Source organism: Micromonospora sp. NBC_00330, from assembly GCF_036136635.1.
GTDB lineage: Bacteria > Actinomycetota > Actinomycetes > Mycobacteriales > Micromonosporaceae > Micromonospora > Micromonospora salmantinae.
In genome coordinates, this window is the sequence record NZ_CP108012.1 from 2,639,860 (window position 1) to 2,658,328 (window position 18,469).

Annotated in this window: 16 protein-coding genes; 8 read left to right on the forward strand and 8 right to left on the reverse strand. The window is 69.7% G+C overall.

Going from position 1 to position 18,469, the window contains the following annotated elements:
• The first annotated feature begins 67 nt into the window (after positions 1–67).
• The 3 genes from OG598_RS11720 to OG598_RS11730 all read left to right on the forward strand — a co-directional run bounded on the left by OG598_RS11720 (position 68) and on the right by OG598_RS11730 (position 2,746).
• Positions 68–997: a DUF4192 domain-containing protein gene (locus tag OG598_RS11720; protein WP_328654436.1), complete on the forward strand. Its 930-nt coding sequence runs from the start codon at positions 68–70 to the stop codon at positions 995–997.
• Between the two features lie 100 nt (positions 998–1,097).
• Complete coding sequence (locus OG598_RS11725; RefSeq protein ID WP_328654437.1) at positions 1,098–1,613, forward strand: hypothetical protein; 516 nt, start codon at positions 1,098–1,100, stop codon at positions 1,611–1,613.
• The gene (locus tag OG598_RS11730) at positions 1,610–2,746 is read left to right on the forward strand and encodes a bifunctional DNA primase/polymerase (RefSeq protein ID WP_328654438.1); all 1,137 of its coding nucleotides are present in this window, start codon (positions 1,610–1,612) and stop codon (positions 2,744–2,746) included. The genes OG598_RS11725 and OG598_RS11730 overlap by 4 nt, the downstream gene beginning before the upstream one ends.
• A 475-nt stretch (positions 2,747–3,221) precedes the next feature.
• On the opposite strand, the gene OG598_RS11735 is transcribed toward OG598_RS11730, so the two are convergent.
• Complete coding sequence (locus OG598_RS11735) at positions 3,222–3,482, reverse strand: hypothetical protein (RefSeq protein ID WP_328654439.1); 261 nt, start codon at positions 3,480–3,482, stop codon at positions 3,222–3,224.
• Between the two features lie 1,015 nt (positions 3,483–4,497).
• Here OG598_RS11735 and OG598_RS11740 point away from each other — a divergent pair.
• From OG598_RS11740 to OG598_RS11755, 4 genes are all read left to right on the forward strand, one after another.
• Positions 4,498–4,923 (forward strand): single-stranded DNA-binding protein, encoded by a 426-nt coding sequence (locus OG598_RS11740; protein ID WP_328654440.1) that lies wholly within the window; start codon positions 4,498–4,500, stop codon positions 4,921–4,923.
• Between the two features lie 82 nt (positions 4,924–5,005).
• Positions 5,006–5,452 carry a single-stranded DNA-binding protein gene (locus OG598_RS11745; protein ID WP_328654441.1) on the forward strand — a complete coding sequence of 149 codons (447 nt, stop codon included), beginning with the start codon at positions 5,006–5,008 and terminating at the stop codon, positions 5,450–5,452.
• Positions 5,453–5,551: 99 nt separating this feature from the next.
• Positions 5,552–6,055: a hypothetical protein gene (locus OG598_RS11750; RefSeq protein ID WP_328654442.1), complete on the forward strand. Its 504-nt coding sequence runs from the start codon at positions 5,552–5,554 to the stop codon at positions 6,053–6,055.
• A 259-nt stretch (positions 6,056–6,314) separates the two neighbouring features.
• Positions 6,315–6,476, forward strand: coding sequence for a hypothetical protein (locus OG598_RS11755; RefSeq protein WP_328654443.1), 162 nt, complete (start codon positions 6,315–6,317; stop codon positions 6,474–6,476).
• Between the two features lie 120 nt (positions 6,477–6,596).
• Here OG598_RS11755 and OG598_RS11760 read toward each other — a convergent pair whose 3' ends face one another.
• A complete protein-coding gene (locus OG598_RS11760; RefSeq protein WP_328654444.1) occupies positions 6,597–6,998 on the reverse strand; it encodes a hypothetical protein in 402 nt (133 codons plus the stop codon).
• A 346-nt stretch (positions 6,999–7,344) separates the two neighbouring features.
• On the opposite strand from OG598_RS11760, the gene mobF reads away from it, so the two are divergent.
• Positions 7,345–11,853: a MobF family relaxase gene (gene mobF, locus OG598_RS11765; protein ID WP_328654445.1), complete on the forward strand. Its 4,509-nt coding sequence runs from the start codon at positions 7,345–7,347 to the stop codon at positions 11,851–11,853.
• 100 nt (positions 11,854–11,953) lie between these two features.
• Here mobF and ligA read toward each other — a convergent pair whose 3' ends face one another.
• The 6 genes from ligA to OG598_RS11795 all read right to left on the reverse strand — a co-directional run bounded on the left by ligA (position 11,954) and on the right by OG598_RS11795 (position 18,468).
• Entirely contained in the window at positions 11,954–14,107 is a 2,154-nt protein-coding gene (gene ligA, locus OG598_RS11770; RefSeq protein ID WP_328654446.1) for an NAD-dependent DNA ligase LigA, read from the reverse strand.
• The gene (locus tag OG598_RS11775; RefSeq protein ID WP_328654447.1) at positions 14,104–15,501 is read right to left on the reverse strand and encodes a D-arabinono-1,4-lactone oxidase; all 1,398 of its coding nucleotides are present in this window, start codon (positions 15,499–15,501) and stop codon (positions 14,104–14,106) included. Before OG598_RS11775 ends, ligA begins: the two co-directional genes overlap by 4 nt.
• A gap of 174 nt (positions 15,502–15,675) precedes the next feature.
• Positions 15,676–16,626 (reverse strand): NmrA family NAD(P)-binding protein, encoded by a 951-nt coding sequence (locus OG598_RS11780; RefSeq protein ID WP_328654448.1) that lies wholly within the window; start codon positions 16,624–16,626, stop codon positions 15,676–15,678.
• Positions 16,623–17,447 carry a phytanoyl-CoA dioxygenase family protein gene (locus tag OG598_RS11785; RefSeq protein WP_328654449.1) on the reverse strand — a complete coding sequence of 275 codons (825 nt, stop codon included), beginning with the start codon at positions 17,445–17,447 and terminating at the stop codon, positions 16,623–16,625. The genes OG598_RS11780 and OG598_RS11785 overlap by 4 nt, the downstream gene beginning before the upstream one ends.
• Positions 17,444–17,959, reverse strand: a complete 516-nt coding sequence (locus OG598_RS11790) for an HIT family protein (protein ID WP_328654450.1) — start codon at positions 17,957–17,959, stop codon at positions 17,444–17,446. The genes OG598_RS11785 and OG598_RS11790 overlap by 4 nt, the downstream gene beginning before the upstream one ends.
• A 248-nt stretch (positions 17,960–18,207) precedes the next feature.
• Complete coding sequence (locus OG598_RS11795) at positions 18,208–18,468, reverse strand: hypothetical protein (protein WP_328654451.1); 261 nt, start codon at positions 18,466–18,468, stop codon at positions 18,208–18,210.
• Position 18,469 lies beyond the last annotated feature (1 nt).

The following is an 18,469-nucleotide window of genomic DNA, read 5'->3' on the forward strand; positions in this document are numbered from 1 at the left end:
CCCTGCCGTCCTCCGGGCGACCACAGCCGGTCTTGCTTTCTACCCGTACTCGATCAAGGAGTTAGTCGTGTCTCACGTCCCCACCTTCACAGTCCGGTCGCAGGCGGAGCTGCTGGGCCTGGTGCCCTACCTGCTGGGCTACCACCCCGAGCAGAGTCTCGTCGCACTCTTCATGAAGGCCGACCGGAGAGTCGCCGTCGCGGCCCGGGTCGACCTTGCCGCCCCGATGGCGCAGGTCGTCGAGGCCTTCCGCGACGTCGCCGATCGGGCGGCGGCGCAGACCCTCGTCCTCGTCGGCTACGGCAACCGGGACGTCGCGCCGACGGTCACGGCCGCCGGTGACGCCCTGGCCGCGCACCTCACCGTCAGCCAGACACTCCTGGTGATCACCGACCGTTACTTCTGCCTCGACTGTCCCTGCGACGCCATCGAGGGTGTCAGCTTCGACGCGAAGGCGACCGCGACTGCCGCCCAGTCGACCGTCGAGGGCCTCGTCGCGCTACCGAGTCGCGACGCCCTGCTCGCGCTCACCGATCCCGACCCGGCACAACAGGCCGCGGTCGCCGCAGCCATTGCCGCCCTTCAGCCCGCCTCCGACGAGCCGGCGACGCTGCGAGCGCTGCTCGACCGGGCCCGGAACGGCCACCGCCTCACCGTCGAGCAGGCCGCCCGCCTGGCGATCCTGCTGACCGATCCGCACAACCAACACGCGGTACGGCGGGCCACGTCGGGGGCGATGTGGGAGCGGGATCTGTGGCTGGATCTGACCCGCCGCCTCCCCGACGAGTACGTCACCGCCCCGGCAGGTCTCGCCGCCTGGTGCGCCTGGCGACTCGGCGACGAGACCCTCGCTCTCGCCGCGGCCCGGCGGGCACTCACCGTCAACCCCCAGGACCGGATAAGCCGCATCGTGGCGCTCGCCGCCGACAGGCACATACCCGCCCGCGACCTGGCCTTCCTCGGAACCTGCGACTTCGACGTCGCGCGCGCCGAGTGACACGTTCCCGTCGAGCCTCCGCACAGCCAGCCCTCCGGGCCGAAGCAACCACGCCCCGACCTTGATCATCCCGCCCTCACCACTGCCTCTGGAGTACCTCGTGACGTCGCAAGCTGCCCTGACCAACACCGGCCTGATGCAACACCATCGCACCCCGACAGTCGCCGACGACGGCGAGCTGCGTTCGCACCACACGACGAACGGACAGCAACACCCGGACACAGCGATCGTCGACGCACTCACCGCATTCCTCAACCGTGAAGCCGAGCCATCCGGCGCAGACGCGTTGGAACTGATGAGCAGCCTCATCGACAGCAGCGGCCGGCCGCTGCTGACCGAAACCTGGGACGTCAACGCCGCGGTCAGCGAGGACCGATACGGCGTCCCGACCGCCACGATCACCGCCGGCCCCGTCACCCTCACCGTCACCCCGGTCCCCGGCACCGCTGCGCCGCTCAGCATCGCGATCGCAACGGAGAACGGCGAGTACGTCAGCCTCGACCTCACGGTCAACCAGCATCCCGTCCAGCATCCCGCCGTCCTGGTGCCCTGCCCGGCCTCGGCCGATCAGTCGGGCCCGAACCGCACCCATGACCACCTGAGGACCCTCCGATGACCACCCCGACCCAAGTCCAGGGGCCGACCGCCGCACCAGCCACCCAACCGCCCCCACCGCAGGACCTGCGATCCGAGCCCGTCCTCAACGTGGCCCTTCGTTACGCCACCGCCGGTATCCCCGTGATGCCCCTACACACTCCCCAGCCTGCTGGTGGCTGTAGCTGCCGGCGGGCACTCGCCTGCCCGTCACCCGGCAAACACCCCAGGCTGCGGCACGGGCTGCGAGATGCCTCCACCGACCCCGCTCTCGTACGGCGATGGTGGACGAGGTGGCCCGACGCGAACATCGGCCTCGCCACCGGCACCCTGCTCGACGTCTGCGACATCGACACCGTAGACGGCCTGCGAACGGTCACGACCATCCTCGACAACACCCGCCCGAAGGGGCCTGTCGTGCGAACCGGATCTGGGTGGCATCTCTGGTTTGCCGCGACCGGGCATGCCAACCGCGTCGGCCTAATTCCCGGGGTGGACTGGCGTGGACGCGGTGGACTCGTCGTCGCACCGCCTTCGCTGCACCCCACCGGCCGCCGGTACACCTTCACCCAACAGTTCGACCGCGTCCTGCCAGACTGCCCACCAGCCCTACGGCGACTGCTGTCACCACCGCCGGCCCCGGCCCCGGTGCCGGTGCCGGTGCCGGTGCCGGTGCCGGTGCCGGTGCCGGTGCCGGTGCCGGTGCCGGTGCCGGTGCCGGTGCCCGAACCGGCTATCGCATCACTGGCCACGGCTATCTCGACGCGGATCGACGACCCCGACCGGTACGGGTTCGCCGCGCTCAACGGCGAGATCGGCAGAATCCTCGCCGCACCCCGACCAGTCATCCGCGGCGGACAGCGGATCACCGCTGGCGGCCGGAACACGGCCGTGCACCTCGCGGCATTCCGCCTCGGACAACTCGCCGCGCACGACGGGCTAGCCGCACAGGTGGTGTGGCCCCAGCTCGCGGAAGCCGCGCACACCGTCGGCCTCTCGGCGGCTGAGGCTCGCGCGACAATCGCCTCCGGCTGGCGAGCCGGACTACGCCGCCCCCGCGCAGTAACCCGGGGACGACAACCGCACAGCGACGGTACGAACCCTCACCCCGGCCGTCGCCTTCGTCTCGCTGTCACCAATCGTCCTTCGACATGAAGTCGTAGCCACCGTTGTCAATCGTGTCCTCCACCGCCCGGACGATCTCGTCGTCGCTCAACTCGGTCGCCGAGCTTCGGGCAGGCGGTACTTCGGTACGCCGGGCCGCAGCGCGAGCAGCATCACTCTGCGACTGTCGACGACGGCGCTCCTCCTCCGGCAGTCCCGCCCAGCGCGTCGCTTGTGCACGAGCGGCGACGCTCTGACCCTGCCGGCTGCGTCGCTCCTGTTCAGGCACATCCACGCGCGGTGCGGCCGTCGACGGCGTTGCGCCATGTTCGTGTCGCGCGCGATCTGCGGCGCTATGCGCCAGACGGCGGTCTCGCTCAGCAGGACGCGGGTGTCCTTTGCCACCGAAGTGTGTCCGCGTGCCACTGAAGCTTGTCTCCCGGTCACCCGAGCGGTGAAGATCCGGGCAAGAAATTGTCTGGACGCTGGTGCTGCTAGCCGGTGGCGGCAGATCATGCCCGATTGGCTAGTCGTCGTTCGGCAGGTACCAGCCGTGTTCGCGGTGCCTGGTGGTTGCGTCCGGGTTGTCACGCTTGTAGGCCTCGTTGGCGCGGCGCGTCATCTCTCCGTTGTAGCGGTGCAGCTCGTCGTAGAGGTTCGACGCCTCGCCGTCACTGTCGCTGGACACGTAGCGCTGTCGCAACGCCTCGCGCTCATCTTCGAGTTCCGCGTCGGACAGCGGGCGGAGGCTGCCCAAGCCGCGTGCGATGGAGTCGAAGATGCTCATGTCCAGATGCTGGCACGCAGCAGGCTGGCGGGCAAGGAGGCTGCATTGACCCCACTCCAAATCGGGCCGGCTACGACCCGTCACGTGCGCACCATGTCCGGGTCGGACCCTTGCGCCCATATGGCGCGCGTAGCAGCTCCCGTCGTCATTGGGGTGGTCGCCACGCGCACGCAACCTGGCGCAATGTTGAGTGGCACAAACCCTCACCGAGGAATAGTCCGCTAGCACGACCGCCAAGGGATCGAGGCCGGCACCCGGCTCGCCGGCGACCGACGAGCTCCATGCTCCCGGCCGAACGCTGCCAGGTGGGCCACGCTGACGGCGTACGGCATCGACGGCCGCTTGGGGCCAGAACGTCTCGGAACTCCCGCCGTGGAGCCACAACATGCCGGAATCGTGGGGCCGGAACACTTCGGTAAGAACACAACACGACCAGTCCAGCACCCAGCGCCTACCAGTTGTCGAGTTCAACCACCCCGCCGCCGTATGCCATCGGGGCCTCTGACTCGGCACCCCGTGTGGCTGGACAGCAACCCGCGCGAGGAATGCCAGGCGCGGACGGTCGCTCCCTGCGGGCAGCATCTCGCCCCGGAACAAGCGACCCGGCCACGACACGTCCGGACGGCGCTGGCGGGCGCAGAACGCCCCCACATCATTTGGCTCCGTCCAAGCGTGCCGCCAGCGCCCGAGCTCGGCGGCCGGCGAGGTCGGTACGACGTCCGTGCCCCGATCCTCACGGATGAGGCGCACGGGCGGTGTTGGTGTCCCGGGTGGCGGCCGGGTGTCCGCTGCTGAGGGACCCGAAGGTCAGCCCACCCGGGCCGGGGCCGCTAAGCCCCCTTCCAAAACATCTTGGCCCCTTGTCTCGCTCCGCTCGACGCCAAGATCTTTTGACCGGTTGCTTGCAGCCCCGGCCCCAGGGCGGGCTCTGACCGGCCCCGTCAGCGCGGCACCCCGGCGCCCCGGTCACCCGGCCGGCCCGCCCGCCGCACACCAAGCGACAGGGAGCACGGTCATGCTGTTCAACCTCACCTTCGAAGGCAACCTCGCCGACGAGCCCGAGCTGCGCGTCACCCCCTCCGGCAAGGCCGTCTGCAAGCTGCGGGTCGGCCACAACACCCGCCGCCGTAGCAACGGCGGTGAGTGGAGCAACGGGCCGACGATGTGGGTCACGGTCACCTGCTGGGAGAGCCTCGCCGAACGGTGCGCCGAGCACCTGCGCAAGGGCGACACGGTCATCGTCGAGGCCCGCGACGACCTCTCCGTCTGGGCCTACCAGTCACCCAACAGCGAGAAGCCGGCGGGGCAGCTGCAGGTCACCGCCGGCAACGTCGCGGTCTCGATGCGGTTCGCCGGCGCCCAGTCCGCCCGCACCGCCAAGACCGAGCAGGCCGAGGACCCCTGGAGCGCCGACGACCGCGAGCTTGAGCCCGCCTTCTAGCCCTCACCGCAGGCGGGGGCCGGCCGCGCCGGCCGGCCCCGCCCATCACCCCTCACCCGACCCGACTGTCTGGAGCGTCGTCATGTCCCTGTTCACCTGCATCGTCGAGGGTCGGCTCACCGCCTCACCGCAGACCGGCCACACCCGCGACGGCCGCGAGTACGTCCAGTTCTCGATCGTGCACCGCGACCGTTACCGCGACCACAGCGGCAAGTGGGTCGACACCCGCGCCATGTTCTTCGAGGTCATGTGCTGGGGCGACCTCGCCGCCCGGGCCCGCAACCTCACCCGCGGCGACCAGGTCCTCGTCGAAGCCGGCCAACTCCTGCCCTACCTCAACGACTCCGACATGCCCAGCCTCAAAGTCCAGGCCCGCAACCTGTCGGTCTCCATGCGGTTCACCGACGCCCACGCTGGCACTGCGGTCAAGGCCCGCCGCGGCGACATCGTCACCACCCCCGACGGCGAGCAGTACGCCGCGCACCTCTACCCCGAGGTCACCACCGACCCACAGCTCCTGCACCGCTGACCACCACATCGGGCGGGCCGCTGCCCGCGGCCCGCCCGGGGATCAGTCCATCCGCCTGGTCGAACACCGAACACCCGCCCGACGCCCGGAGAACCTCTCATGACTCCTCCAGCCCGCCATCACCTTGCCGACGCCTATCGGGAGCTGGTTCGCGGCTGCGCGACGATCACCCAGGTCGTCCACGCCGCCCACCCCCAGTCGGGAGCCTGTCTGCCCCTGCCCGCGATCAGCCTCCCGCAGGACGCCGACGACGTACGCCGCCAACTCGACATGCTCATCGGCAATCTCTTCGACGAGCACGCCCAAGCGGTGAACCAGCAGTGGTTAACCGCCACCCGAACCTGCACCCACCTGACGGCAGACAACGTCATCGCCGTCAAGGAGCTCTACTACGGCTGGTATCAACTCCTCGGCGCCCTCAACGCCCGCATGCAGGGCCAGCCCGGTCTCGATGATGTCGAAAAGCGCGCCGCCAACCTCGCCTACACGCTGGTGACCTACCTCCGCGCCTACCCCACCTCACCGGTCAGGCACCTGCGCCTGCGGCTCATCGGACAACGCGTCCGCCCATACGAGACGCCGCGCATCGCCACTCCACCCTGACCCGCTTGGGTCTCGCCGGTGTCCGTGGTGCGCGCTGGCCAGTCCCCAGTGGTGACCGACCCGGCCACGTCCGGCAAGCGGCGACCCAACATCTTGGCCGGCTCGCTGCGCTCCCCGGACCGCTGCGCTCCCAAGATCTCGCGGCCTTCCCGCTTGCCCGCCGCCGGCCGCGGCCGGTCCCTCACCGGCCTGTCAGCGCGGCACCCCGGCCCCAACCGGGCAGCAGCGCACCAACCCGAACCGTCAGGAGGACCCACTCATGAGCACCACCGCCACTCCCACTGCCCCGCAGCACCGCTACCCCACCACGGCGTCCGTCCGCCGCCGGCTCGTGCTGGTCGGGCAGAAGGACGCCTACGACCAATACAGCGCCGCCGACGCCGCCGAGTACCGAACCGTCCTGCGCTACAGCGACCGCTGACCCGCGACGCGCGGCGGGGCCGGACTGTCGAGTCCGGCCCCGCCGCGCCATCACTGTGGCGCCACCGCCCGCCCCTGCCGACCGCACCCGGCTGCGCCGTGGTGAAGGCCGCGCCCGACCTCATGCCGTCGACAATGCCGGCTCCTCATGCGCGGGCATCTCCATGTGCTCATCGACGAGGGCCGGCTGGTCGCCCACGGGGGTCGATTGGTCGCTGGCGCGGGCGAGGGCGGCGCGCACCCCAGTAACCGGAAGCTCGATCATGGCCGCGATCTCCGTGACCGGCTCACCAAGTTTCCGTAGCCGGGCGACGGCCGCATCGGCTTCCCGGTCCAGCCCTCCTGCCCTGCTCTGCCCGGCGGCGAGGATCCGCTGAGCCCGAAGGTCCGCCTCGTCCCGCACCTGATCCGCGCGTGTCACCCGGTCGAAGTAGACCCGCACCGCCTCCGTCACGTTCGCCTCGTAAGCCGCGAGCCGCGCGACCCGCGCCGCCCGAACCTCCGACGCCTTCCGCGCCGCCATCCGATTCACACCCGCACCAGAAATTCTCTTAGCCATGCCGAAACCCTAGCCACCTGCACCCATTACCAACAAGGCCAAGTCGCAATTTCAAGCCACGTCAATCCAACCACAAACAACCGAAAAGAAAAGCCATCAAAACCCCGACACAACACCGCCTCACCAGCTAAAGCGTAGATCTACAGCTTCAATAGAGAACGCCGACACACCTCTTGCAGATGCTCTTGCCATGGATCGCCTGCGGCGGGTACCGTCCCCTCTCCCCCTCAAATAGAAGGCGCAAATAATCGCGCCATCGAGCCGGATGGGAGGCGAATTCGACGCAAGGGAAGGGGGTGGCCGCCCAGTGATGACGTTGCACAAGTTGTCGGTCGGCGACGGCTACACCTACCTCACCCGGCACGTCGTCGGCGGCGACCGCGACCGGCTTCCCGGGCAGGACGCGACCGACTACTACACCGCCCTCGGCAACCCTCCCGGCCGGTGGGGCGGCCGAGGGCTGGCCCCGCTCGGTCTGGCCGGGCAGGTGTCCGAAGAGCAGATGCGGCACCTGTTCGGCCAGGGGATGCACCCCGACGCCGATGCCAACATCGCCCGCCACCTCGCTACCCGGGTTCGGCCCGGCATGGACGACGAGGAGATTGAGCGGCTCACGCAGGAGGCGATCCGTCAGGCCACCCTCGGGCGCCGTTTCCCCGTCTACGCGACCCTGCAGGACTTCGACACCCGTGTCGAGCAGCGGCTCGACGTGGTGCGCGCCGAGACAGGTCGGGAGCCGACACAGGCCGAGACGGGCAAGGTACGCGCCGAGGAGGCGCGTCGTGCCCGGGGTGCCGTCGCCGGCTACGACCTCGTCTTCACCCCCGTGAAGAGCCTCGTCCTGCTGTGGGCCCTCGACGAGCGCGAGTGGGTCCGCGACACGGTGAAGGCGATCCACGAGCAGGCCCGCGACTCCGCGCTGCAGCTGTTGGAGAAGCACGCGGCGTTCACACGCAGCGGCGATACCGGGCAGGCGCAGTTGGACACCCGCGGCCTGGTCTACGCCATGTTCGACCACTACGACTCCCGCGACGGCGACCCGAACCTGCACACCCACGTCGCGATCAGCAACAAGATCCAGGGAGCGGATGGGAAGTGGCGCAGCCTCGACGGCGGCCCGTTGCACCGCGTCGCGGTCGCCGCGTCCGAGCACTACAACTCCACCATCGAAACCCTTGCCGTCCAACACCTCGGGGTGGAGTTCGCGGTCCGCCCCGACACCGTGGGCAAACGGCGTCCGGTCCGTGAGGTAGCCGGTGTTCCGCGCGACGTGATCGGGACGTTCTCATCGCGGCGGTCGCAGATCGAGGCCCGCTACGAGCAGCTGGTCGTCGACTTCCGTCGCGCCCACGGCCGCGACCCCGACAACCAGGCGGCGTTCCGCCTCGCGGGCCAAGCCAATCTCGACACCCGCGGCCCCAAACCCGCTCCCCGTTCCCTCGCCGCGCTGCGCGAGGAGTGGACGGCCCGACTGCACGCCGAACACGGCCAATCGGCCGCACGATCCCTTGCCCAGGTAGTCACCGCCACCGGCCCCACCCACAGATACGAGATGGTTTCCACAACGTTATCCACAGACCAGGTCGAGGCCCTTGCCGCTCTGGCGGTGCGGCGGGCAGAGGGATCCCGGTCGACGTGGACGGTGTGGAACCTGCGTGCCGAAGCCGACCGGCTGCTGCGCGAACCACCCACCACCGTCGCCCCTCGCGGGCTGCGCTTCACCGATCAGCATGATCGCGCGGAGGTGCTGCAGCAGGTCGTCCACCAGGCCATGACCGCGCTCTGCGTACCCGTGACGGCCGAGCCGGATCTGGTCGAGCCCGCCGGGCTGCGCCGCAAGGACGGAACGTCGGTGTTCGTACAGCACGGCGCCGCCCGCTACACCAGCCAGACGATCCTCGACGCGGAACAGCGCCTCCTCGACGCCGCCCGCACCCCGACCGTCCTGGGCTACGCAGCCCCCGCCGTGCAGGCAGTGCTTGATGGTTACGAGGCCACCACCGGCACCACGCTCGACCCCGGGCAGCGGGCCATGGTCGTCGCGTTCGCCACCGACGCGCGGCTGATCGCCGTTGGGCTCGGCCCCGCCGGTGCCGGAAAGACCACCACCATGCGCGCGTACCAACACGTCGTCGCTGCCCACGGGCAGCGACTCATCCCCCTGGCCACCTCCGCCGCCGCGTCCGCCGTCCTCAGCGCCGACCTCGGCGTCCCCGCCGAAAACCTGCACAAGTTCGTCCACGAACACACCACCCACCGGCACGCCGACAGCACCTTCCCCGCTGAGAAGGACTTCTTCCGGGTACGGCCTGGCGACGTCATCCTCGTCGACGAAGCGGGCCTCGCCGGCACCCACAACCTCGACGCCCTACGCGACATCGCCTCCCGCCACGGCGCCCTCGTACGCCTCCTCGGAGACCACCGGCAACTCGCCGCCGTCGAGTCCGGAGGCGCACTGCGCCTGCTCGCAACAGAGGCCGGCGCCGTCGAACTCACCGCCCTGCACCGCTTCACCACCCCGACCGAAGCCGATGCCACCCGCCGCCTCCGCGACGGCGACACCACCGCCCTCGACCACTACGAGAGCAACGGCCGGATCCGTGGCGGCTCCTACGAGGCCATGGTCGAACAGGCCTACACCGCCTGGCACACCGACATGACCGCAGGCTTGACCACCCTCATGTCGTCGTCCACCAGCGCCGGAGTCACCGCCCTGTCCGCCCGCGCCCGCGCCGACCGCGTCACCGCCGGCCAGGTCGAACCCGACGGCGTCAACCTGCACGACGGCAACCGCGCCGGCCGCGGAGACTGGATCGTCACCCGCCTCAACAGCCGCACCATGACCAGCAACCGGGGCAAGGACTGGGTCCGCAACGGCGACGCCTGGACCGTCACCCACCGCCGCCCCGACGGGGCCCTCACCGTCAAACACCAGCAGCACGGCGGCACTCTCACCCTCCCCGCCGCCTACGTCGGCGCGCACGTCGAACTGCTCTACGCCACCACGGTCCACCGCGCCCAGGGCGCCACCGTCGACACCACCCACGCCCTCATCACCGACGACATGGCCCGCGAACACCTCTACGTCGCCGCCACCCGCGCCCGCCAACACACCACCCTCTACGCCGTCACCCACCGCATCCTGCCCCTCGACGAGGACGCCCGCCTCGACCGCGCCGGCTACGACCCACACGCCCGCGCCGCCCGAGAAGTCCTCGAAACCGTCCTCGCCACCGAAGGCGCGCAAACCTCCGCCACCGAAGCCATCACCCACGCCGCCGACCAGGCCCGCAGCCTCGCCACCCTGGTCCCCCGACTGCGCTACGCGACCGAACTCGCCGACAGCCAGCGCCTGCACGCCCTCGTCTCCGACGCACTCGGCCCCGACGCCGTCGCGGTGCACCGTGACGCCGCCTGGCCTACCGTCGTCCGCGCGCTGCGCACCGCCGAGAGCAACGGCTGGGACCTGCCCCAAGTCCTCGCCAACACCGCCCGCCGCGGCACTCTCGCGGGCGCCGAATCCCCCGCTCAACTTCTCACCTGGCGCATCAAGGACCACCTGGACGGCCGCAGCCCAAGTCCCGCCCTCACCCAGCCCAGCGTCGACGACACCGCGCGCTACGCCACTCTCCTGGGACCGATCCTGCGTACGGCCGAGCCCTTCGACCCCATCGACGCGACCCGTCCACCGCGGCTTCTCGCCAGCGAACCCACCTCACACGACGGCGACCACCGACAGTTGATCGCCACCGTTCTCGGCGACCGAAAGGCCGACCAAGCTACCGGCGAGCCCGCCTGGCCAGCCCTCACCGCAGCGATCCGCCGCGCCGAACACGCCGGACACGACGCCCTCACCGCCGTCGCCACGGCCGCCCTCGCTCGACCCCTGCACGACGCTCGGTCCCTCTCCGAAGTCCTCGCCTGGCGCCTCAACCGGCACCTCGACACCACCCCGCCACCCGTCGAAGTCGGCACCACCGACGGCTGGCGCACCCTCGCCTGGACCCTCAAGGCCGCCGAAGCCCACGGCCACCCCGCCGAACAACTCCTCACCGCCGCCCGCCCCGGCAGCGACCTCGACAGCATCCGCCACCAACTCCACAACCTCACCCGCCCCGCCCCCGAGGCCGGGCCGGTTCCCTGGCTCGACGCCACGTCACGTACCACCGACAACGCCTTGACGGCCTACCTCGAAGACGCCACCCGGCTCATCCAGAACCGGGTCAACGAGGTCACCGACCGCGCCCTCACCGAGCAACCCGCCTGGCTCACCGGACTCCAGAGCGACGCCACCCAGCCGAACGAACACCCGACGTGGAGAACCCACGTGGCGACCATCGCGGCCTACCGCGACCAGTACCAGATCACCAGCGACGACCCCGACCAACCCATCGGCCCCTACGTCCCCCAACACCACGCCGGGCACCGGGCATACCTCCACGCCGCCGACGCCGTCCTCGCCGCCCGGCACCCGCACACCACCCCCGCGGACCCCACCACCGCGAGAATCGCACGCGACATCTACCTCGCCCTACCCGACGAACAACGGGCACACATCGCCGCCCGAATCGCCGACGACCTGGGCAAAGACTGCCTCGGCCCCCGCGACGGCGACCCGGACAGCATCCTCGCCACGCCCACGTACGCAACGCGTCTCAACGCTCAACTCATCGCCGAGGGCTACCGCAGCTCCGCAACCACGCCCTACCCCGCGACGTCTGCCACCTCGCCCGAGCAGCGCGTCGGCCTACAGCACACCGCGCCCGAGCCACCTCTTGACCAAGTCCAGAGTCAGCCGGACGTTCAGATGTCCTGGTGAACCGAGCAAGGCAGGCGTCGCGGTACGCGGGGCGCCGGCATTCCCGCCTAGTGCGCGGCGTGGACGCCGTACCCGGAGTCCTCGGTTGCGACGGCCGACGTCAGATGCCAGCGAGGCGCTGGGCGAGTTCCTCGGGTGTGATGGTCTCGATGCCCAGCGACCGGGCCTTGTCGAGCTTGCTACCGGCCTTCTCTCCAGCGACGACGAGGTGGGTGCGAGCAGAGACACTTGAGGATGCGCGTCCCCCCGCCTTGGCGATCAGCTCGGTCATCTCGGTCCGGGACAGGTCCGCGAGAGGCCCGGTCATCGCACCGGTTACGACAACGGTCAGCCCCGCCAAGGGCAGCTCGCTCTTCGCCTCCTGGGCGGACGCCTCCGCATCGCCCTCAGCATCTGTGGGAACAGCGGGAACGAAGCCGGGCTGGTCCAGATTCACACCTGCGGCGACGAGCTTGTCGATGACCGGGGCGAGGTCGGCCAGTTCCTCGACGATCACTGGGGCCTTCTCGTTGCCGATGCCGTTGACCTGCTCGAAAGCGACGGCGTCGGCGTCTCGAATGGCCTGCATGGAGCCGAAGTGCGCGGCGATGCGCAGCGACATGGAACGGCCTGTGCCCAGGACGCCAAGAGCGCAGAAGACGCGATTCAGGGGCTTGGTCTTGGCCGTCTCGATCGCGGCCATGAGGTTGTCGGCGCTCTTGGCCCCCATGCGGTCCAGGGTGAGTAGCTGATCGCGGGTGAGGGTGAACAGGTCGGCGAAGTCCTCGATCAGCCCCTTGTCGACGAGTTGCACGATGATTTTCTCGCCGAGGCCGTCGATGTCGAGCGCGTCGCGGGCCACGGCGTACCGGATCGCCTCTTTCTGGCCGCAGGAGCGTCCCCGCGCGCAGCGCCAGCGCTCCTGGCTGCGGTCGATGCCGGAGCCGCAGCGCGGGCAGAGTGCGGGGAAGTCGATGGGCTGCTCGGTGCCGGTACGGAGACCGGCGACCGCACCTTCGACACGGGGAATGACTTCGCCGGCTCGGTAGACGATGACGTGGTCTCCGAGCATCAGGCCTCGGCGGGTGATGTCGGCCGGGTTGTGCAGCGTGGCGTAGGTGATGGTGGTGCCGGCGACGTCCACGGGGTCGAGAACGGCCCGTGGGGCGATCACACCGGTGCGGCCCACGCTCCACTCCACGGCGCGCAGCACGGTGATCTTCTGGGCGGCCGGGAACTTGAAGGCGGTGGCCCAGTGCGGGGTGCGAGAGCCCATCCCGGCCCGGATCTGGTCGGCAGGGCTGTCGGCCTTTATCACGGCACCGTCGAGTTCGATGTCGAGTCCGGCGCGCAGGGCGCCGATCTCGTGCACCCGGTTCACCACCTGGTCGACGGTCGCGTAGGTGCGGGTGGCGAGCGGGGTGTCGGTCATCGTCCCCAGCCCGAGATCGGCGAGGCGGGCGATGAGCTGGGTGTGGGTGAGCGCGGCGAGGCCGGGATCGTCGGTGTGCTCGGGGTGGGTCAGTGCGGCGTAGGCCAGGAAGGTCTGCCCGATTCGGTAGGCACGGTCCTTGGCGCGCAGCGAGCCCGAGGAGGCGTTGCGGCGGTTGGCGAAGGCCGTGGCGCCGTGGGCGATCCGCAGCTCGTTCGCAGCGGCGAACTGGTCCTCGGTCATGAGGACTTCGCCCCGCACCTCGACCGTGACCGGTTCGGTCAGGGTCATGGGCAGGCCGACGATGTCCCCGATCGCGTGGGACACGTCCTCCCCGGTCGTCCCGTCGCCGCGGGTGACGAGTTGGGCCAGCCGGCCCTGGCGGTAGCGGGCTGCCAGGGCCACACCGTCGAGCTTGGGTTCCACCGCCCAGCCTGCCACCGTGGCGCCGCCCAGCCGCCGCTCCAGCGAGACGGCCCACGCCGTCAGGTCCTCGTCGGAGAAGACGTTGCCCAGGCTGAGCATCGGAACGGGGTGCGCGACGTCGCCAGTTGTCACGCCTGCCGCGACCTGCTGGGACGGGGAGTCGACCGCGATCTGTCCGGGGTGCGCGTCCTCCCACGCGGTGATGCCGCGCAGCAGCCGGTCGTAGGTCTCGTCGTCCAGGTCTGATTCGCCGGAGCCGTAGTAGGCATCGGCGGCCTTCCGCGCCTGCGCGACGGCTTCAAGGTAGGCGGCCTCGTCAGCGAGGTCGACAGCGGGCGCCGCTGCGGAAGGTGGGGTCATGCTGCCTATTCTGCGGACTGCCCCTGACAGCATGTCGGTAGCGCTGGTGGGATTCATCCGCGGTGTTGCGTCGGCGCCGTCGGGCGGGTTTCTGCCCGCTGCTCCGGTAGGCGGGGGCGGCTGAGCGGGGGCGGCTTGTCAGTTCCGGGTCGTGCCGGGGAGAGCCCGAGCGTGCGATAGAACGTGTCGTTCTCGAAGCGTCGGTGCGGGTCGAACGTGTGGAGAGCCTGCCGGAACCGGTGGAAGCCGTCGGTGTGGGAGGCGGGCAGCAGCTCCGGAGTGAAGTACTTGCCCCAGTGCGGCCTACCGCCCAGGCCGTAGAGCAGGCGCTGGATGTCGTCGAACAACGGACGCGCTGCGGTGATCGACCCGGCGGCGCTCATGTAGGACACGAAGCCGAAGTAGGTGGCGGGGGCTGCCTGCGTGGGACTCAGGTGACCGCGGGCTGGGCCGGTGGTGCGCAGGATGACGGGGTAGTGCAGCTTGTAGGGAGAGTCGCGCAGGAGTTCCTTGAGGCCGGCGTACGCCGCGGGGACGGCGTCCAGGGCAACGGCGATCTCCATGTTCAGCTGCGGGGCCGGGATGCCGTTCTTGAAGATCCCGTGGAGTGTCCCCGTGGAGCCCGTCGCGCTGAGGAACTTCTCCAGCGTCTGGGCTGCTGGCGTCCGGCCCCGGCCGTCGCCGATGTCGGCCATCAGTTGGCGGCGGGTGCGGGTCACGATGTGGTCCAGGTCAGCCCGAGTGTGGGTCTCGTCGCCTGAGGGTGTCCAGCTGTCGTCGTGGACGATCCAGGTGTGCGTGACCTGGTGCTCGGTGAACCACCAGCTCTTGGCGGCCACGGATTCGCGGTTCCAGGCGGCGTAGCGCTCGGGCAGGTTGTCCTCGGCGACGGTGAAACGGGCGCAGTGCAGTCCCTTTGCGGGTCGACCTCGCAGTTCCAGTCCGACGACCACGCCGAGGCACCCGAGGTTGAGCACGGCCGCGTCGAACTCGGCGTCAGCGGGGGTGAGCTGGTGCAGGGTGCCGGTCCCGTCCATGAACTCGACGGTGGCCACGCAGTCGGAGAAGGTGCCGCCGGACAGACCCTGTGCATGGGTGCCGGTGGCGAGCGCGCCGGCGACCGTCTGGCTTGTGATCACGGGCGGGCATGCGGCCGGCTCCAAACCGCGGCGGCCGAAAGCACGCCACACGTCTTCGAGCAGCGTGTCTCCCGTGACGTACAGGTTCTCGCCACGCAGCTCGCCGGCTCCCCGACCGGGGAGGTCGAGGAGGATGCCGCGAGTTCCGTCCGGGCACCGCAGCTGAGCGGGGTAGGTGAACCTGGATCCGAGGACGCGCACTGTTCCTTCCTCGCGCGTCAGCATCGACTCCAGCTGTTCCAGGGACGTGATGCGCGTCCAGCCGTCCTCGGCGGCGATGGCGACGTTGCCGGCCCAGTTGGTGAGAGTCATGGAAGGAGTCCTCAGCTGTCTCGGTCTTTGTTCGGGGCGGAGAGCGCCCGTCGCACCTGGTACCTGCCTCTACTTGGCAACGCCGTCGTGCCCCGAAACGCGGGCTCGCAGTTGGCGGTCAGGCGCAGCGCGGGCCCGGCGGAGGGCTCGCGCTGCGCCCTGGCACTCCGCCTCTCAGGCGGGGCCGAACATGTGCTGAGTGGGTGGGTGCGGGTGGGAACATGAGGTGAACCCGGGGCCGAAGCAGCAGGCATGGGCCGTCGTCCAGGTCTCAAGATCGGTGGAGGATCGCCCCAGGAGCTGCGCGGCCGTCCGGGTCGCCGGGGCGTCCCCCTCAGCGCCGATGCGGCCCCAAAGGCCGAGGACCTGCGCTGCGGCATTGCGGCGCATCCCGTACTTGGCCAGGCTCGTCACGAAATGCTCGTCTGTCTGCCGCACGAATCTGATCGGCCGCCCGCATGCCTGACTCAGGGCCGAGGCCCACTGGGCACAGGTCGCCTGCGAGTGGTGGCTCATCAGGGAGCCGCTCAGATCCACCGAGTCGGGAGACAGGATCTTGCGGCAGAACAGATCGGCGGCGTCGTCGCAGCTGATGTAGGAAAACGGGGTGTCCGCGTCGACGGGAAAGGTGAAAGACCGCGTCTCGGCGATCGACTGGCACTGGTAAAGGATGTTCTCCAGGAACATGGGCAGCTGGACGACGTCGAACGCGATCCCGGATTTCTCCAGGAGAACTTCCAGCGCTGCCGCTTCGTCGGCCATCGCGCACTGCTCCGAGGCGAACTGGATGCCCAGGCAGACGATCCTCTGCACACCGGCCCTCTGCGCCGCCTGCAGGTACATGCCGCCGATGTCGAGCCGCCGGTCGATTGGAGGCACCATCAGCATGGTCTCCGTGCCGGCCAGCGCTTCGACCAGCGAGGCGGGCTGGGTCGGCTCCCAGTCCCGGAGCTGAACCTCGACGTCGCGCACGGCCCGCCCAGCGATCCGGGCTTCCGGGATGGCCAGGCGTAGCGTCATCTGCTGCGCGTCGGCGGCGAGTCGGCGCAGCGTGTAGTGGCCGACCTTGAAGAAGTTCCGGGTCGCCCCGAGCACGGTGACGACCTGCGGCAAGTCTGTCATCACGCGCCCCAGCTCTCGCCGCTCGTCGTGTCCTTGTACAGATCCACCGGGTTGACCGTGTTGGAGTGGTAGCCCAGCAGCCGACGGCTCTGGGAAGAGAGATGGCCGGCCGCGGTGGCGGGGTCGCAGGTGTGGTCGTACGGGCGCAGCCACGCTTGCCCGAAGCGGATGATCGCGCTGCGGCGCTCCTGGGTCCGGTTGGGCAGCACGGCATGCCACATGGTGTTGCCGAAGACGACCGCGTCGCCTGGTTTCGCGTGGATGCTCAGGGCGCCGTCGGGAAGCGAGCCCCGGGCGAGGGCGTCGTTCGCCGCCTTCCAGTAGGCGTCGTCCATGTGGTTGGCCGGCCACCGGTGTGAACCGGGGATGAGTACGAGGTTGCTGCTGTCTTTGGGTCGCGTGTCGGTGAAGAACACCTGCGCCTTGAGGTGCAGCGGTCCGTTGAGTTCGTCGTACGGACGCTCCAGGTAGGGCCCGGAGTCGCGGTGCCACGGCTCGTGGGCGTCCTGGTAGATCCCCCGCCGCAGCACCTCAGTGCCCAGGACCTGGAGCGACCCGTTGAGGATCCGGTGGGGTACGGACATCAGGGCGCCGCACTCGAAGAGCAGCTGGTACTCGGCGATGAGGTTCGCGGCGTCACGTACGTGGGTCAGGGCCGGGTTCGTGTTGAACGAGCTGTGCGTCAGGTCGGGGCCGCGGTCATCGGTAAGCCTGCGGACGGTCGCGTCCAGCGTGCTGACGACGCTGTCCGGAACGGCCTGATTGAGGAGCACGAAGCCCTGCTCGGTGAACTGGGCGACGGCGTCGATCGGCGAAGTGATCATGGTTGGCTGCCTTCTGCCTTGGTCTTGGACGGCTGTGGGGCGTTGAGGGCTGTGCGCAGTCGTTGTGCGACCTCGTGCTTGTGGGCCGGATCGGCCAGCCGAGGGAAGACGACGATCGAATCGCCGTCGTAGCGGGGCACGACGTGGACGTGGAAGTGAAAGACGGTCTGATGGGCGGCCTCACCGGTGGCATGGACCAGATTGATGCCGGACGCGCCGCACGAGTCCCGCAGCGCGTTCGCCACCTGCTTCGCGGTCGCCATAACGTGCTGGAATGGCTCTTCCGGGATGTCCAGCAGGTCCTGGAAGTGCTGCTTGGGAACAACGAGGACGTGCCCGTAGGTCGCCGGGAGATGGTCCAGGAAACACAAGGTGTCCGCTGTCTCGGCTATGACGTGCGATTCCACGTCGCCGGACGCAATGCCGCAGAACACGCAGGAGGACACCGCGTCACCGACCGAATCTTGTGCCGGGTATCGAGATAGCCACTGCGGATCGAAGGTCAAGGACATGGCGTACGAGGTCTCCTCGGGAGGCGCTGTGCGCGAGTCGGATGGGCAGCCGGGCGTGGCGACATGGCCAGGAGGCGACCGATGCTGCGGGTCGATGCTGGCTGGTGAGGCGATCCTCAATTGACACTCCTGACGATCGAGGGGTGGCTTCGCAGGGCGGGGTGGTCGCTGTGGAACGGCGGCGTGCCCGGCCGGGCGGTGCGCTGTCTGAGCACCGTCCGCTCCGGCGGCGCTGCACCTGGGCGGCGCTAGGGGGCACGGCGCACCAGTCGGGTCAGGGATTGGTAGCCGTGATCGGTGAGCACGGCCGTCAGGGAACGCCGGTACGGCACCTGCCGCAGGAATCCGTCGGCCAACAGCACGTTGAAGGTGTCGCGAACCGTGCCGTCCAGGGCGATGTCCACCGCTGCGGCTAACTCCCGCACCGTCCACGCCCGGGTCGGATCGGCGAGCAACGTCGTGTAGATGCGGCGCCGGTTGTCCGCCGCCGCTTCACCCGGATGCGTCACC

Bases quoted from the DNA above. Each gene is read 5' to 3' on its own strand.
- OG598_RS11730 (WP_328654438.1), top strand. From the start codon at position 1,610: ATGACCACCCCGACCCAAGTCCAGGGGCCGACCGCCGCACCAGCCACC.
- OG598_RS11735 (WP_328654439.1), bottom strand. From the start codon at position 3,482: ATGAGCATCTTCGACTCCATCGCACGCGGCTTGGGCAGCCTCCGCCCG.
- OG598_RS11740 (WP_328654440.1), top strand. From the start codon at position 4,498: ATGCTGTTCAACCTCACCTTCGAAGGCAACCTCGCCGACGAGCCCGAG.
- OG598_RS11745 (WP_328654441.1), top strand. From the start codon at position 5,006: ATGTCCCTGTTCACCTGCATCGTCGAGGGTCGGCTCACCGCCTCACCG.
- OG598_RS11750 (WP_328654442.1), top strand. From the start codon at position 5,552: ATGACTCCTCCAGCCCGCCATCACCTTGCCGACGCCTATCGGGAGCTG.
- OG598_RS11755 (WP_328654443.1), top strand. From the start codon at position 6,315: ATGAGCACCACCGCCACTCCCACTGCCCCGCAGCACCGCTACCCCACC.
- OG598_RS11760 (WP_328654444.1), bottom strand. From the start codon at position 6,998: ATGGCGGCGCGGAAGGCGTCGGAGGTTCGGGCGGCGCGGGTCGCGCGG.
- mobF (WP_328654445.1), top strand. From the start codon at position 7,345: ATGACGTTGCACAAGTTGTCGGTCGGCGACGGCTACACCTACCTCACC.
- ligA (WP_328654446.1), bottom strand. From the start codon at position 14,107: ATGAATCCCACCAGCGCTACCGACATGCTGTCAGGGGCAGTCCGCAGA.
- OG598_RS11775 (WP_328654447.1), bottom strand. From the start codon at position 15,501: ATGACTCTCACCAACTGGGCCGGCAACGTCGCCATCGCCGCCGAGGAC.
- OG598_RS11785 (WP_328654449.1), bottom strand. From the start codon at position 17,447: ATGATCACTTCGCCGATCGACGCCGTCGCCCAGTTCACCGAGCAGGGC.
- OG598_RS11790 (WP_328654450.1), bottom strand. From the start codon at position 17,959: ATGTCCTTGACCTTCGATCCGCAGTGGCTATCTCGATACCCGGCACAA.